General features: G+C 55.2%; 15 protein-coding genes. 8 read left to right on the plus strand and 7 right to left on the minus strand.

Annotation, left to right across the window (positions count from 1 at the left end; all coding sequences use genetic code 11):
- The first annotated feature begins 23 nt into the window (after positions 1-23).
- Positions 24-422: a hypothetical protein gene (locus K0A93_05260; GenBank protein MBW6511517.1), complete on the plus strand. Its 399-nt coding sequence runs from the start codon at positions 24-26 to the stop codon at positions 420-422.
- Between the two features lie 104 nt (positions 423-526).
- On the plus strand, positions 527-2176 hold the full coding sequence (locus K0A93_05265; protein MBW6511518.1) for a GAF domain-containing protein: 1650 nt from the start codon (positions 527-529) through the stop codon (positions 2174-2176).
- 147 nt (positions 2177-2323) lie between these two features.
- Here K0A93_05265 and dinB read toward each other — a convergent pair whose 3' ends face one another.
- The 3 genes from dinB to lexA all read right to left on the minus strand — a co-directional run bounded on the left by dinB (position 2324) and on the right by lexA (position 4566).
- Positions 2324-3547, minus strand: coding sequence for a DNA polymerase IV (gene dinB, locus K0A93_05270; protein ID MBW6511519.1), 1224 nt, complete (start codon positions 3545-3547; stop codon positions 2324-2326).
- Positions 3544-3798, minus strand: coding sequence for a hypothetical protein (locus K0A93_05275; GenBank protein MBW6511520.1), 255 nt, complete (start codon positions 3796-3798; stop codon positions 3544-3546). Before K0A93_05275 ends, dinB begins: the two co-directional genes overlap by 4 nt.
- 159 nt (positions 3799-3957) lie before the next feature.
- On the minus strand, positions 3958-4566 hold the full coding sequence (gene lexA / locus K0A93_05280) for a transcriptional repressor LexA (GenBank protein MBW6511521.1): 609 nt from the start codon (positions 4564-4566) through the stop codon (positions 3958-3960).
- Between the two features lie 156 nt (positions 4567-4722).
- On the opposite strand from lexA, the gene K0A93_05285 reads away from it, so the two are divergent.
- Entirely contained in the window at positions 4723-7377 is a 2655-nt protein-coding gene (locus K0A93_05285; GenBank protein ID MBW6511522.1) for a CBS domain-containing protein, read from the plus strand.
- A 112-nt stretch (positions 7378-7489) separates the two neighbouring features.
- Here the strand turns inward: K0A93_05285 and K0A93_05290 are convergent, their stop codons facing one another.
- Positions 7490-7681, minus strand: a complete 192-nt coding sequence (locus tag K0A93_05290; protein MBW6511523.1) for a hypothetical protein — start codon at positions 7679-7681, stop codon at positions 7490-7492.
- 206 nt (positions 7682-7887) lie between these two features.
- Here K0A93_05290 and K0A93_05295 point away from each other — a divergent pair, with 206 nt between their 5' ends.
- Positions 7888-9018, plus strand: coding sequence for a deoxyguanosinetriphosphate triphosphohydrolase (locus tag K0A93_05295; GenBank protein ID MBW6511524.1), 1131 nt, complete (start codon positions 7888-7890; stop codon positions 9016-9018).
- A gap of 15 nt (positions 9019-9033) precedes the next feature.
- Here K0A93_05295 and yhbY read toward each other — a convergent pair whose 3' ends face one another.
- Complete coding sequence (gene yhbY / locus K0A93_05300; protein MBW6511525.1) at positions 9034-9327, minus strand: ribosome assembly RNA-binding protein YhbY; 294 nt, start codon at positions 9325-9327, stop codon at positions 9034-9036.
- A 159-nt stretch (positions 9328-9486) separates the two neighbouring features.
- Between yhbY and K0A93_05305 the strand changes: the two genes are divergently transcribed.
- The 4 genes from K0A93_05305 to gltX all read left to right on the plus strand — a co-directional run bounded on the left by K0A93_05305 (position 9487) and on the right by gltX (position 13766).
- Entirely contained in the window at positions 9487-10491 is a 1005-nt protein-coding gene (locus K0A93_05305; protein MBW6511526.1) for a methyltransferase domain-containing protein, read from the plus strand.
- A 155-nt stretch (positions 10492-10646) separates the two neighbouring features.
- Positions 10647-11465, plus strand: a complete 819-nt coding sequence (locus K0A93_05310; protein MBW6511527.1) for a sulfite exporter TauE/SafE family protein — start codon at positions 10647-10649, stop codon at positions 11463-11465.
- Positions 11466-11473: 8 nt separating this feature from the next.
- A complete protein-coding gene (gene amrB / locus K0A93_05315) occupies positions 11474-12277 on the plus strand; it encodes an AmmeMemoRadiSam system protein B (protein MBW6511528.1) in 804 nt (267 codons plus the stop codon).
- A 91-nt stretch (positions 12278-12368) separates the two neighbouring features.
- Positions 12369-13766, plus strand: coding sequence for a glutamate--tRNA ligase (gltX, locus tag K0A93_05320; protein MBW6511529.1), 1398 nt, complete (start codon positions 12369-12371; stop codon positions 13764-13766).
- Positions 13767-13776: 10 nt separating this feature from the next.
- Here the strand turns inward: gltX and K0A93_05325 are convergent, their stop codons facing one another.
- Positions 13777-14052, minus strand: coding sequence for a type II toxin-antitoxin system RelE/ParE family toxin (locus tag K0A93_05325; GenBank protein MBW6511530.1), 276 nt, complete (start codon positions 14050-14052; stop codon positions 13777-13779).
- Complete coding sequence (locus K0A93_05330) at positions 14049-14333, minus strand: type II toxin-antitoxin system RelB/DinJ family antitoxin (protein ID MBW6511531.1); 285 nt, start codon at positions 14331-14333, stop codon at positions 14049-14051. The genes K0A93_05325 and K0A93_05330 overlap by 4 nt, the downstream gene beginning before the upstream one ends.
- Positions 14334-14672 lie beyond the last annotated feature (339 nt).

The following is a 14672-nucleotide window of genomic DNA, read 5'->3' on the forward strand; positions in this document are numbered from 1 at the left end:
CATGGACCGTGAGGAGGTTTAATATGATAAGACTTATTGTTATTGCATTAGCGTTGGTATTTTCTGTTGGTGTCGCCGGTGTTTCGGCGCAAGAGGCGCAGAAAAGTTTCTGGGACGGACTGCGCAGCAAAATCGAGAAGGTGACGCCAACGAAAAAGACTTCTGTTACAACAGCTGTCGGGGGCGTACGCGGCGCTAAAAATGACGACGGCGGAGAATTGTACTGGAAAGGGAAAGAAGAAACGTTGAACGTCTCCGCAGAAGAATTGACGGCGTTTAATGCGGCGGTACAGGTCGCTGTTGACGGCGACAGCGCGCGTGCGACGGAACTTTTTGAAGCATTTGTTGCCAGTTATCCGACGAGTGCGCTTCGCCAGGATTCGCTGCTGGCACTGGAAAATTTGAAAGCCGGGGCACAATAGTTTCACTTGTCCTATCGATGACATGTTCGGCAATGTCGGGGGTGCGGCATCGCAGAATGATGCGGCGTGCCTGTGTTCGGAATGGCTCTTGGGGAGAGTGAGTTGTGGACAGTGGCGGCAATCTCAAAAACCTGCTTGATCGAATAGAGAAACTGAACGAGATTGGTATCCGCTTGTCTACAGAAAAGGATACCGCCCGGTTGCTTGAAACCATTCTGCTTGGCGCCAAGGACTTGACCAATGCCGACGGGGGGACCCTTTATTCGGTCACCGCTGACAATTCCCTCAAGTTTGAAATCATGCGGACCGAGTCACTTGGTTTTGCGATGGGGGGGACAAATGGCGTCGAGATTCCTTTCGCGCCGATCCCCATGTATGATGATCAGGGACAGCCTAATTTAAAAATGGTGGCGACCTACGCCGCGATCAAAGATGAAATTGTCAATATCCCGGACGCTTATAAAGCGTCCGGGTTTGATTTTTCCGGGACGCGGATTTTTGATCAAAAAACCGGATTTCGCTCCAAATCATTTTTGACCGTTCCCCTGAAAAATCAGGAAGATGTCATTATCGGGGTTTTGCAGCTGCTCAATGCGATCGACGCTGAGTCCGGCGAGGTGGTGTCCTTTTCCGATGAGGATCAACGTTTGGTCGCCTCGCTGGCTTCGCAGGCGGCAGTTGCGTTGACCAAAGAGCGCCTGATTCAGGATTTAAAGAAGCTGTTTGAGGCGTTGATCCAGCTACTGGCGACTGCGATTGACGAGAAGTCGCCGACCACCGGGCAACATTGTCGGCGGGTGCCGATCCTGACGATGATGCTGGCGGATGCTGTTTCTGTTTCTACCGAGGGGCACCTTGCCCCGTTTGTCCTTGATGAAAAGAAGCGTTATGAACTGGAGGTTGCCGCGTGGTTGCACGATTGCGGCAAGATAACCACGCCGGAACATGTGGTCGGCAAGGCAACCAAGCTGGAAACGATTTACGACCGGATTGAAGCGGTTGATACGCGTTTTGAGGTTATTAAACGCGACGCCGAAATTGCCTGGTTGCGCGATCAGTTGCGGCAGCACGGAGTGGTTGAAAAGATTGACGAAGGAGCGCTGAAAGAGATTTTTGCCGGACTCGACAAAGAACGTGATTTTTTGCGGCGGTGCAATACCGGGGGAGAATTTATGCCGTCGGATCAGCAACAGCGGGTTGCAACGCTCGCCGAATCGATGCGCTGGCGGGGGCCGGACGGTACGACGCGACCGTTGCTGGACGCTGATGAAATAAACAATCTGATCATTTCTCGTGGCACATTGACTGACGCAGAACGTGACGTTATCAATAATCATGTCGTTGCCTCAATCAAAATTCTCGAATCGTTGCCGTTTCCGCAAGACATGCAACATGTTCCTGAATATGCAGGCGGGCATCACGAACGGCTGGACGGTAACGGTTATCCCGCGCATCTGGTTGAAGAACAAATTCCGCTGCAAGCGAGAATTATCGCTGTTGCCGATGTGTTTGAGGCGCTGACCGCGAAAGATCGGTCTTATAAAAAAGGCAAGACCTTATCTGAAACGCTCAGGATTATGGCCTTTATGACAAAAGATCGTCATTTTGACGCGGATATTTTTGCCGTCTTTGTCAAAGAGCGGATCTATCTTGATTATGCCCGCAAATACATGAACGATGAACAGATCGACGTCGTCGATCATGACACGATTTTGCAACTTTTTACTCCAATGAGCCTGTCCGAGAATGTATGACCGGCTGCAAACCCAGCTGCTTGGCTCATATTTCAGCTCCTTTTTGCCCCATAGCTATGGCTATGAGGCTGTAAACGAGCCAAAATCTGCCCTCAAACTTCTGGATTTTCGCTTCGGCCCTTATTCTCAGCCAGGCTCTTGGGTGAATCACTCGACCTCCACGTCCCGAATCCCCGCCGGTTGCCAGGCCGGAGCAATGACCCGCGCCACGCTTTCCTGTCCCAGAATACTCCCGAACGTCAGGGCGGCGGTGCCGTAGCGCTCATTCACCCGATCCATCGCCAGCGTTGTCAGTTGGCGCCGCCGATCTTCATCAAGTAGTTGCAGCTGCCCGTTCTGGTGTTGCAGGCCGCTGAGACGGATGCCGAGGAGGCGGATCGGTTGACAAAGCGGCGTTCGGTCGAGAATCCCCCGCGCCCGGCGATAGATCTCGTCGCTGCGATTAATCCATTCCGAAGAACTGTCCTGAATGCTGAAGGTGGTGAAGTCGGCGTAACGGATCGTCAGGGTGACGGTTCGACCGCTGACCCGATAGCGACGCGCGCGGCGACCGACCATTTCGGACAGACGCAACAGTTGAGTATGAATTTCTTCGGGATCGTCAATGTCCTGCGCAAGCGTCACCCCGTGCCCCACGGTTTTGATCGGTTCCGCCTGTGTACCGGGGATCACCGCCGCGTCATCCTCGCCACGTCCCATGCGTTGCAGACGCGGGCCGATAATGCCGAATTTGCGCCGCAACGCAGCGCCCGGAAAACGTCCCAGTTCTCCGCAGGTGAAAATCCCGAGACGGTTGAGCTGACTCGCGGTGCGTTTGCCGATCCCGCAGAGTTCCCCGATCGGCAAATGCTCCAGGGTTGCGGCAATGCGTGCGCTGTCGATGATGGTGAGACCGTCCGGTTTTTGCATCTCCGAAGCCAGTTTGGCGAGTAATTTGTTCGGTGCGATGCCGATCGAGCAGGTCAGCCCGAAAGCTTGCCGGATCCGCGCCTTGAGAAGGTACGCAACGCGTTGTGCGGAACCGAAGAGTTGCAACGATCCGCTCAGATCGAGAAACGCCTCGTCCACGGAAAAGACTTCCACCTGCGGGGTAAAATCGTGAAAGAGGGCAATGATGCGTTTTGAGGTGTCGGTGTAGAGCCGGTTGTTGCCAACCACAAGGGTCAATTCAGGGCAGACATTGCGGGCTTGCCAGAGGTTCATCCCGGTCTTGACGCCGCACCGCCGCGCTTCGTAGGACGATGTGGTGATGATCGTGCGTTTCCCGCCACCGGTAACGGCGATCGGTTTACCACGCAGCTGCGGGTTGCGTTGTTGCTCGACGGCAGCGAAGAACGCGTTCATGTCGATATGCATGATGGTGCGCTTCATCGCTGTTCCGTATCGACCGCGCCGAGCGTCCAGCTCTGTTCATTACTGTCATAGATCAGCTCGTAGAGATTGCTGTCGACCGTCGTGGCGTAGTGGTGCAAGGTGGTCGCACCGCGTTGTTCCTGCCAGCGATAGGTGATCTCGGCGATCTGGTATTTGCGTCGATTCCAGTCGAACCAGATTGGCCGGGGAACTTCACCGGGGGCGAAGATGACCGCGACCCGCACCGTTTTATTGAGCTGGATCACCATGTTTTGATGCACTCGCAAAAAAGAATGAGATGGCCAAGCAAAAATTTCGTCATACAATGCTTGGTGGTTTTTCAGGGGCGAAGGCCTACATCAGGTCGGTCGAGGTCCTGAAAAAACAGCGTAACGCCGTAGGCCGGACTTTTTGCGACGCCATCATGTTCAGTCCGGCAGTTGACGATAGAGACCAACCACCTTGCCGACAATGCGCGCTTCGCCGTCGCGGGCCGAGATATACAGCGGGGCATAGTGGAGATTTTCCGGTTGCAGGCGAATCCGCCCAGGTTCGTGAAAAAAACGTTTTAGCGTCGCTTCGCCATCGAGCAGGACAACGACAATATCGCGATCATGCGCGATCGGCTGGGGCCGGATCAGGGCGAGATCACCGTCGATGATCCCGGCGTCGATCATTGAATCGCCGCGCACGCGCAGAAAAAAGGTGCCGCCGCTGCGGCGTGCGCGATCGATGGCGAAATATCCTTCAATTTCTTCGGTGGCCGGTTGCCAGTTCCCCGCCTGCACGGTGCCGACAATCGGCAGTGCGTCACCCGCACTTTCCGAAGTGTTGAGGATGATCCCGCGGGCGCTGCCGGAGCGGCGGTGCAGATACCCTTTGCGTTCCAGAGCGGCCAGATGTTTCATCACGCCAAGCGTGCCGGAGACCCCCAGATGAGTGGCAATTTCGCGCAGGGTTGGCGGCCGACCGTGGGTGTCACGATGGACGGTGATAAAGTTGAGAACCTGCTGTTGACGTGGCGAGAGTTGTTTCATGGTTGTCAAATGATAACCATGATGACGTGACGCTGTCAAGGATGAAAAAATGCTCGATTTTCAGACCGTCATGCCTGATGAAGCGCTGGTAGCGCCGACCAAAACACGCTATAATCGACAGAATTTCAGTAATTTATCTTTATTCAGGATACAACGATGGATGTCATAACCACCCATGTGAATGCCGATTTTGACTGTCTCGGTTCGATGGTCGCAGCCCACCTGCTTTATCCGCAGGCCAAGATGGTCTTTGCCGGCGCACAGGAACGTGGACTGCGCGAGTTCTTTGTCAAGAGCGTCGGTTATGCCCTCGATTTCAAACGCTTTCGCGATATCGACCTGGCTGCCGTGACCCGTTTGATCCTGGTCGATGTGCGTCAGGCGGAGCGCATCGGTCCGTTCGCCGAGCTGATTGGCCGCGAAGGGATCGAACTGCATATCTACGATCATCACTCCGCCAGTGAAAATGATCTGCGCGGCACGCTCGAAATAGTCGAGCCGGTCGGCGCGACAGTGACCGTCCTGACGCGGATTATCCGCCAACGTGGCATCACGCCGAGCCCGGAAGAAGCGACAATGATGATGCTCGGGCTCTATGAAGATACCGGCTGTCTGTTGTTTAGCTCGACGACCGGCGCAGATTTCTCCGCCGCCGCTTTTTTACTGGAGCAGGGGGCCGATCTCAACACGGTTGCCGACTTCCTGACGCAGGAGCTGACGGTCGAACAGGTCGCGTTGCTCCATGAACTGACCCAGAATCTGTCCGTACTCAATGTCCACGGGGTCGACATCACCCTGGCGCATGCCTCGACGGAACGGTTCGTGGGCGATCTGGCGATGCTGACTCACAAATTGAAAGATATGGAAAATTGCCAGGTGCTGATCGTGGCGGCACGGATGGGCGACCGGATCTTTCTGGTCGGGCGGTCGCGGCTGCCGGAAGTTGATGTGCGGGAGGTGTTGGGCGAGTTTGGCGGCGGAGGACATCCTTATGCTGCCTCCGGGGTGGTGCGCGATCTGACCTTGATCCAAGTGATGGAGCGCTTGCCGCTGGTGCTGGCACAGCAGGTGAGTCCGCGCTGGAATGCCCGACACCTGATGTCAACACCGGTCAAAAGTGTCGCGGTCAATACGACAATCAGTGAGGCGCGGCAGTTACTGACCCGCTACAATCTCAACGCCCTGCCGGTACTCGACGGGCAGCGAGTGGCGGGCGTTATTACCCGACAGACGCTTGAAAAAGCAGCGCATCACGGTCTCGCCAAAGAGCTGGTGACCGAGTACATGTTTGATGACGTGGCTTGTGCGACCCCGGAAACCAGCGTTGCCGAGCTTCAGGAGTTGATCGTTGGCAATAATCAGCGCTTTGTGCCGGTCATTGAGGGGGAACGCATGGTCGGCGCGGTCACCCGTACCGACTTGCTGCGCCATCTGGTTTCGGGCGGACGCATCGCACGCCTGTCATCGGCACTGCATCCGGACGGTGGGGGAGGAATCAAACGCCACCAGCTGATGCGACGGCTGCACGCTAAAATTCCGGAGCGGGTGGTAACGCTGCTGAAAGAACTTGGGGATCTCGCGGACCAACTGGATTGCCAGGTGTTTGCCGTCGGTGGCTTTGTGCGTGATCTACTCCTCGGTGAAGAAAACATCGATCTTGATCTGGTCGTCGAAGGCGACGCGATCGTTCTGGCGCAGGCCTTTACCCGCAGGCGCACCTGTCGGATACGGGTGCATCGCAAGTTCGGGACGGCGGTGATTATCTTTCCTGACGGCTACAAAATCGATGTTGCCAGTGCGCGTACCGAGTATTACCTGGAACCGGGGGCGCTCCCCAACGTCGAAAATTCTTCCCTCAAGCTGGATCTCTATCGTCGCGATTTTTCGATCAACACGCTGGCTTTATCACTCAATAAAGAGCACTTTTGTGAACTGGTTGATTACTTCGGTGGTCAACGTGATCTGCGTGAAAAGGCGGTACGGGTGCTGCACAATCTGAGCTTTGTCGAGGACCCGACGCGGATGTTCAGGGCGGTGCGTTTTGAGCAGCGGCTCGGTTTCAAGATCGGTAAACATACCCTCAACCTCCTTACCAGTGCGGTGCGTATGGGCTTCCTGAACAAGGTGGGGGGCAGTCGCCTGGCCAATGAACTGATCCATATTCTCAATGAATCAGAGCCGTTCCGCGCCCTTGAGCGGCTGAACGACCTTGGACTGCTGGCCGGGTTGCATCTTGACCTGAAGCTCGGACGCCGTAACCGGCGGGCGTTGAAAGCGGTCGGCAAGGTATTGCACTGGTACGAACTGCTCTACGCGGAACACGATTGCGAGATCTGGCTGGTCTATCTGCTCTGTCTGACCTGCGAACTTGATGATGAGGCGATGCAGGCGCTTTGCACCCGGCTAACACTCTCCCAGCGGCAGCGTACGCAGCTTGTCATTGGCCGCGCCGCCGGACATCAGATGTTGCGTTACTTGTCGCGCCGGGCCGGGAGTGACGGCACGCTGTTGCCCAGCCAGTTGTATCGTCGGTTGCAACCGTTGACTCCGGAAGTCATTCTCTACCTGATGAGCCTGACCTCGCGCGATGCGATAAAACGGTGGATTTCTCATTATCTGACCCATTTGCGTCAGGTCCAATGTTTGTTGACCGGTGATGATCTGCATCACATGGGGATGCCGTCGGGGCCGCTGTATCGTGAGGTTCTGGAACGACTGCTCGGGGCACGGCTCGACGGGCGGGTGGTGACGCATGAGGATGAAGTGAATTGGGTACGGAAACGGTTCAGGAATCATTTACCGAAGGGGTAGCCGGGTCGGCTCCCGTGATCGCCGGTGCATCAAGCTTGAGCCCCGCCTGTTCCATAGCGCACCTGAACTGGCGGGGCCCTTGATCATTTAATAGTTCGTCCGTTTATGTTTTTTACAGCGAACAACTCATGTCTTCGCCGCAACACATCGGTGATTTGATCTTGCCATGTCCGTTAGGGCATTTGGAAATCTGGACCATCTTTCCGTCGGGCAAGGTCAAGGTGTCATTTTTAAGCGGGGCATTGCATTTGGCGCAGGTTGCGTTTACACCCATGCCACATTTTGCGCAGCTGTAAGTTGCCATTATTTTTTCTCCTTTGCGAAGCTGAGGGCGGCGGTACCGCCAATGTTGAATTTATTTCGGATTCTAAATTATTACCGTAGTTGCGTGATCTGTCAATTTCTCGATCGGCATTTTGCCTTCACGTTGCCCCTTTGTAAAAAATCGTTTAAATTGATGGCTTAGCCATCTAATTCTTTTTTGCGAGTGCATTTAGGAGGAGAACTGCCATGGAACGATCCGCTCTGGCAACTTATGCCGCACACAGTGACACCAGTCGTGGCCGCCGTTATGAGGAACCGCACAAAGACGATCGCCCGCCCTTCGAGCGCGACCGTGATCGCATTATCCATTCCGCGGCGTTTCGGCGTCTCGAATACAAAACCCAGGTTTTTGTCAACCACGAAGGAGATTACTACCGGACGCGGCTGACCCATTCGCTCGAAGTGGCGCAAATCGGGCGCGGGATTGCAAGGCGGTTGCAACTCAATGAAGACCTGGTTGAAACGCTGGCGCTGGCCCACGATCTGGGGCATACCCCGTTCGGGCACACCGGTGAAGATGTGTTGAATCGTTTGATGAAGGATTACGGCGGGTTCGAGCACAACCGTCAATCGTTGCGTATTGTTGAACAGCTGGAAGAGCGTTATCCTGGTTTTGATGGTTTGAATTTGTCGTGGGAAACACGCGAGGGGATTATCAAACACACCTCTGATTACGATTCAGCGGACGGTGATTTTGTGGAGTATGAGCCTGGTGCCCAGCCGACTCTCGAAGCGCAGTTGATCGATCTGGCCGACGAGATTGCCTACAATAATCACGATATCGATGATGGGCTCAAGGCCGGGTTTATTCATCTGCACGAATTGGCTGAGCTCGAATTATGGCGCGAAACATCAGATCTGGTGCGTGAAAAATACGGGACACTTGGTGAGGAAAGGCATGCCCATCAAACGATCAGTCACTTGATCGGGCGGCTGATCCTCGATCTGGTTGAGCAGACGGCTGAAAATATTACTGCTGCGGGGATTGAAAGTCTGGCAGATGTGCGTCGTCAGGAACGCCGCCTGGTAGAATTCAGCCCCCGCATCGCGACGTTAAACCGCCAACTGAAAAAATTCCTCTTCAAACGTTTGTATCGGCATTACAAGGTCGAACGGATGCGCTTTAAAGCAGAACGGTTTATTACGCTGATCTTTGAGTGTTATCAGCATAATCCACTATTGCTGCCGCTGAGTTATCAGGAAAAGTATGCGCGTTTCGGCAGGGAGCGCGTCATCTGCGACTATATTGCCGGGATGACCGATCGCTACGCGCAGGACGAATACAAACGGCTCTTCGAGCCGTTTGAACGGGTGTGAGCGTGGCGCTGCCGGTCAGGGGAGCTTGATTGTCGGTTCCTCAGCGGGACGATAGAGCAGGAAGGTGCGACCGACCACCTGGGCGATCGCGGAATGAGTGGCGGCGGCCAGTTCGGCGGCGACCTCTTTGCGATTGCTGAGGCAGGTTTCCAGCAGCTTGACTTTGATCAGCTCATGAATGGCCAGCGCTTCTTCGGCGGCGGCGACAACCTGCTCGGTCAGTTCGTTTTTGCCGATGACGAGCACCGGGTTGAGATGATGGCCGAGGCCGCGCAGATGTCGGGCCTGCTTGCCGCTGAGTTTTTCCATCGGTTTCATTCTTTATTCCTTCAGTGGGTAGAGTGGGGGCATTATACGCAGTCGTTGCGGCAATGCAACTGCTTTTCGCCGGGTTACCTCAAGTCGCCTTCGCACCGAGGGGGTTGACGGGGGACGATATCGATTCATTTCAAGTGACAAGGAGAACATATGCCAAAGAATGAATGGTCGATCGAACGGTTCATACAGCAGAGCAGCGGTTTCTGGGTGTCGGCGACCTTGCACGCCGGGGTCAAGCATGATGTTTTTACGCCGCTGGCCGAGGAGCGCCTGACCCTCACCCAACTGGCGGAGCGCACCGGTTGCAGCGCCCGCGGTCTGGGGATGCTGCTCGATGCGCTGACGGCCCTCGGTCTGCTCGACAAGGAAGAAGCCGGCTATCGCGCCGGAAGCTTTGCCCGCACGCATCTGGTGCAGGGGCAGCCGGAATACCTCGGTGATATCGTGTTGCATCATCATCACCTGATGGAGTCGTGGTCGCATCTCGACCGCTCGGTCGCCAGCGGCGCAGCGCATCAACAGCTGTCGTTGCATAAAGATGAGGAGTGGCTGACGGCATTTTTGAACGGCATGTTCAATCTCGCATCGATGCGTGCGCCGCAGGTCGCGCAGCAGTTCGATTTCAGCGCTCACCAACGCCTGCTCGATCTCGGTGGCGGGCCGGGAACCTATGCCATCCAGTTCTGTCGCGTTAATCCAGACTTGACAGCGACGATTTTTGACCGTCCGGTGAGTCGCCCCATCGCCACCGCCACCGTGGCACGTTTCGACATGCAGCAACGCATCGATTTCCATCCCGGTGATTTCAATAGCGATCCACTCCCGACCGGCTACGATCTTTTCTGGATGTCGCACATCCTCCACAGCAATGGCCCCGAGGCCTGTCGTGCGCTGGTGCAGCGTGCGGTCGATGCACTGGAACCGGGGGGGCTGTTGCTGATCCAGGAGTTTATCCTGCATGATGATGGCTGCTCCCCCGTTTTTCCGACCTTGTTCGCGTTGAACATGCTGGTGCAAACCGACGCGGGGCAGGCGTATCGGGAGAATGAGTTGATTGAAATGATGACGGCGGCAGGGCTGGTGAATGTGCGGCGGGTTGAGGAAGCGCAGGGGGGTAACGGGATGGGGATTGTGGTGGGGGAGAAGTTGGGTTGACGTCGATGCCAATAGCGATGTTAATTGTGGGCAAGACGCGACGCCCTGAACCGGGGCACCCGCGAGGGGTGCCCCGACGGTAAAAAATCTACCGTCAGCCCCCCAATAACGGACAAATATCGCACCTGTCGAAAATAATGGTTTAAGCTTATTTTATGGAATTAACCTTTTTTACTCTCATGTTGTTTGTGCTCCTTGGTGCCGGTGCCGGTTTCCTTGCCGGGTTGCTCGGTATCGGTGGCGGCATCATTCTCGTGCCGCTCTTCCTGTATACTTTTCCGCTCGCCGGTTTCCCTGACCAGATCGTTGTTCATGCCGCTTTTGCCACCAGTCTGGCAGTAATTATTCCGACCGCCGTCTCCAGTACGCTGGGACATCGCAAACGCGGTAATGTCGACTGGCATCAGGTTTTCGCCCTGGGAGGGGGCGGGATGATCGGGGCGGTGATGGGTTCGACCCTTGCGGTCGGGATCGGCGGCGATCAACTGAAAATTTTATTCGGATTGATGCAGATCGCCGTGGCGTTGAAGATGATCAGTTCACCCGAGCAACGACCTGAAGCCGAACGACGCGAGCATGCGTCGTGGAAATTTGTGCTGGTGGGGCTGGCTGGAGGGTGCTTTTCCGCATTTTTCGGCGTCGGCGGAGGGGTCGTTGCCGTGCCGCTGATGGTGATCGCACTGCGTCTGCCGATTCATCTGGCGGTCGGTAATTCGAGTGCGCTGATTGTGCTGTCCGCAATTTCCGGGGTACTCGCATACATCTGGCATGGCTGGGATGTTGCCATGCCGGCTTATTCACTCGGCTTTGTCAGCCAACCGGTGGCCCTGATTGTTGCTCCTTTTTCCATTCTTTTCGCGCGTCTTGGCGTGCGGGTTGCCGGACGGTCAGCGCATGCTAAACTGATAAAGGTATTTTCCGGCCTGTTGATTATTATCGGGCTGCAAATGATTTTGGGTCGTTATTTTCAATGAGGTGCGTGATGGTGCGTCAACCTGCGGTCGCCGGTCATTTTTATCCGGGTAAACGTCAGCCGCTCCATGATCTGATCGAGCGCTTGTTGCCGACCGACAGGGCACCGTCTGCCGCCCGCGGGATCATCTCTCCCCATGCTGGCTATGTCTATTCCGGGGCGATTGCCGCAGCAACGTTCGCCGCTGTAAACGTACCGGAACAGGTCATCGTCATGGGTCCGAATCATCACGGATTCGGACACAGTGCAGCGCTCTACGCGTCTGGTTCGTGGCTGACCCCCCTTGGAGAAGTTATGATCGATGCCGGGCTGGCCGCGCTGCTTCTCTCTGCCTGCCCGGCGCTGGCGTGCGACGAAAGTGCCCATCTTCGCGAGCATTCACTGGAAGTGCAAATCCCGCTGATTCAAATGTTGAACCCGGTTGCTCAAATTGTCCCGATTTGCTTCGGTCATTTACCGCTCGATGTGCTGCTGCAGACTGGTGAGCAGATCGGGGTGCTGCTCAATGAGCAGGCGCGCGATGTGCTCCTTGTCGCCAGCAGCGACATGACTCATTTTGAATCGGCCAGCCGCGCCAGGGAACACGACTTTCTTGCCCTGGAACGGGTTCTGGCGCTCGATCCGGAAGGGCTCTACACCATCGTTCATGAACAGCGGATCAGCATGTGCGGGGTGATTCCGACCGTTGTCATGCTGGCTGCCGTGCGCGTCATGGGGGGGTGCCAGGCAGAACTGATTCGCTACGGCAATTCCGGGGAAGTGAGCGGCGACGATACCGACGTGGTCGGATATGCCGGGGTGGTGATTCACTGAAGCGCACAGATCAATCCTTGCCAATTAGTCAAACATCACGTATAAAGAGGGCCGCAACAGCGGCCCTTGAGTCGTTTTCAGGAGGAATTCCATGTCTCAGTTACGCGTACGATTTGCCCCCAGTCCAACCGGATATCTTCATATCGGCGGGGCCCGCACGGCCTTGTTCAATTATCTGCTCGCCCGTCAGCAGGGGGGTAAGATGATTCTCCGGATTGAGGATACCGATGTTGAGCGTTCGACCCAGGAGTCGGTCGATGCGATCTTGCAGGCCATGGATTGGCTCGGACTCGATTATGACGAGGGGCCATTTTATCAGTCGGAGCGCTTCGATCATTATCAGGCGAAAGTGCAGCAATTGCTTGATGAGGGGAAAGCTTACCGTTGTTACTGCACGACCGATGAGTTGACCGTCAAACGCGAGTTGGCGATGAAGCTCGGCCAGAAGCCGAAGTATGACGGTACCTGTCGGGAGCGTGCCGACCAGCCGGCGGGGCAGCCCTGTGTCATTCGCTTCAAGGCACCACCGGAAGGGGATACCGGTTTTTTTGATCAGATCAAGGGGCCGATCGTCTTCGACAACGAAGAACTCGATGATTTGATTATCCAGCGCACCGACGGCACGCCGACCTACAACTTTGTGGTGGTGATCGATGATGCCGAGATGGGGATCACCCTGGTGATTCGCGGCGATGATCATATCAACAATACCCCGCGCCAGATTCAGCTCTATCAGGCGCTCGGTTATCCGGTGCCGGAATTTGCTCACGTGCCGATGATTCTCGGCGCCGATAAAGCCCGCTTGTCCAAACGCCACGGTGCCACCTCGGTGATGGCTTACAAGGATGAGGGCTATCTGCCTGAGGCGCTGCTCAACTATCTGGTACGCCTCGGCTGGTCGCATGGTGATGACGAGATTTTCAGCAAAGCCGAATTGATCAAACTCTTCAGCCTGAAGAGTGTTGGCAAGTCAGCCGGAGTTTTCAATCCGGAAAAACTGTTGTGGCTCAACAGTCATTACATAAAAACCGGAGATCCGCTTCGACTCGGTGCCATTCTGTGCGAACATCTCACTGCGATGGGGATTGATACATCCTTCGGACCAGACCCGGCTGCGGTGGTCAAAACCCTGAAGGAACGTGCCAAAACGATGGTCGAGATGGCCGCGAGTGCGGCGTTCTATTATCGCCCCGAGTTGGAGTACGACAGTGAGGCGGTGGCCAAATTTTTGACTGCCGAGCAGCAACCGGTGCTTGATCTGTTGCTGCACAAGCTTGAAGCGTGCAGCGACTGGACCCACGACGGTATTGAAGCGGTTTTCAAGGGGGTGATGGCTGACTGCGGCTTGAAACTCGGGAAGATCGGACCGTCGGTGCGGGTGGCACTGGCCGGGGGGACAACCAGTCCGGGGATCTACGAGGTTCTCGAAGTACTGGGGAAAGACGAGTCGCTACGCAGGCTTCGGGTCGGAATCAATAAAATTGTGTAAGTTCAGTTACTCAATTGGGGAATTTTTGTTTTTGATGAAGAACTCGGAGGATACGAATCGTGGTTCCATCGACAAAATAGGATACAATCATTGAAACTTCAGGAATAATCAGCAATCTGCCTCGGATTCCATCTCGTTGAACGCCCATCAAAGGTTGTTCAATTAAGTTTTTAACTTTGGCTTCAATGATTTTATCGGTTTTTTCGGCAGCATCGGGGTTGAAATCGTAAAGAAACTCGAAAATTTTTTCACGATCATTTAAGGATTCTTCTTCCCAAAAGATCATTGGCGCCCTCGATTGCGAACTCTGTCCTTACGGTCAGCCATTTGAGTTTTTGCAGAGTCACTGTCGATGAACACCGCTTTACCAGAATCAAGTTTGTCGAACGCACGGTTTACTTGTTCGGTAAGCCAGACATCATGAGATAAAGCTTTGCGCTGTTGCTCGGCGAGCTGTTCAGTTAGTTCTCGGCAAGCGTCACTGAGAGTACGACCTTGGCTTTCAGTCATCTGTTGGGCCAAGCGTTTTGTTTCCTCGTCAACACGAAATTGAATTCTAGTATCCATGAGTCGCTCCTGAGTTTGTAGTGCGTACAAATGTTAGCACGAGTATTGATGGAAGGCAATAATACTTATCAGGAATGGGTAAATGTCAAAATATCAAGGACGTCCGAAAGCGCCGGTCAAAACCGGCGAGGTGTAGCGAATGAAAGAGTCGTACGGTGAAGGCGTAGCGAACCACACCGGCCCCGCGTCATGCGTCGATCCGCAAGGAGGCGGCGAAGCGTTGGCAGGGGTACGTGCAGGCCGAGTATTGAGCCGTGAAATCTTGTAACTTCAGGGTGCCCACGCTTTGGACGTGGTGGAAGGCAACACCGACCGGGTCGCTAGCGCGAGACACGGTCG

The sequence above is a fragment of the Desulfuromonadaceae bacterium genome (genome assembly GCA_019429445.1).
GTDB lineage: Bacteria > Desulfobacterota > Desulfuromonadia > Desulfuromonadales > JAHYIW01 > JAHYIW01.

Coding starts and splice junctions, on each gene's coding strand:
- K0A93_05260 (MBW6511517.1), top strand. CDS start 24: ATGATAAGACTTATTGTTATTGCATTAGCGTTGGTATTTTCTGTTGGT.
- dinB (MBW6511519.1), bottom strand. CDS start 3,547: ATGAAGCGCACCATCATGCATATCGACATGAACGCGTTCTTCGCTGCC.
- K0A93_05275 (MBW6511520.1), bottom strand. CDS start 3,798: ATGGTGATCCAGCTCAATAAAACGGTGCGGGTCGCGGTCATCTTCGCC.
- lexA (MBW6511521.1), bottom strand. CDS start 4,566: ATGAAACAACTCTCGCCACGTCAACAGCAGGTTCTCAACTTTATCACC.
- K0A93_05285 (MBW6511522.1), top strand. CDS start 4,723: ATGGATGTCATAACCACCCATGTGAATGCCGATTTTGACTGTCTCGGT.
- K0A93_05290 (MBW6511523.1), bottom strand. CDS start 7,681: ATGGCAACTTACAGCTGCGCAAAATGTGGCATGGGTGTAAACGCAACC.
- K0A93_05295 (MBW6511524.1), top strand. CDS start 7,888: ATGGAACGATCCGCTCTGGCAACTTATGCCGCACACAGTGACACCAGT.
- yhbY (MBW6511525.1), bottom strand. CDS start 9,327: ATGGAAAAACTCAGCGGCAAGCAGGCCCGACATCTGCGCGGCCTCGGC.
- K0A93_05305 (MBW6511526.1), top strand. CDS start 9,487: ATGCCAAAGAATGAATGGTCGATCGAACGGTTCATACAGCAGAGCAGC.
- K0A93_05310 (MBW6511527.1), top strand. CDS start 10,647: ATGGAATTAACCTTTTTTACTCTCATGTTGTTTGTGCTCCTTGGTGCC.
- amrB (MBW6511528.1), top strand. CDS start 11,474: ATGGTGCGTCAACCTGCGGTCGCCGGTCATTTTTATCCGGGTAAACGT.
- gltX (MBW6511529.1), top strand. CDS start 12,369: ATGTCTCAGTTACGCGTACGATTTGCCCCCAGTCCAACCGGATATCTT.
- K0A93_05325 (MBW6511530.1), bottom strand. CDS start 14,052: ATGATCTTTTGGGAAGAAGAATCCTTAAATGATCGTGAAAAAATTTTC.
- K0A93_05330 (MBW6511531.1), bottom strand. CDS start 14,333: ATGGATACTAGAATTCAATTTCGTGTTGACGAGGAAACAAAACGCTTG.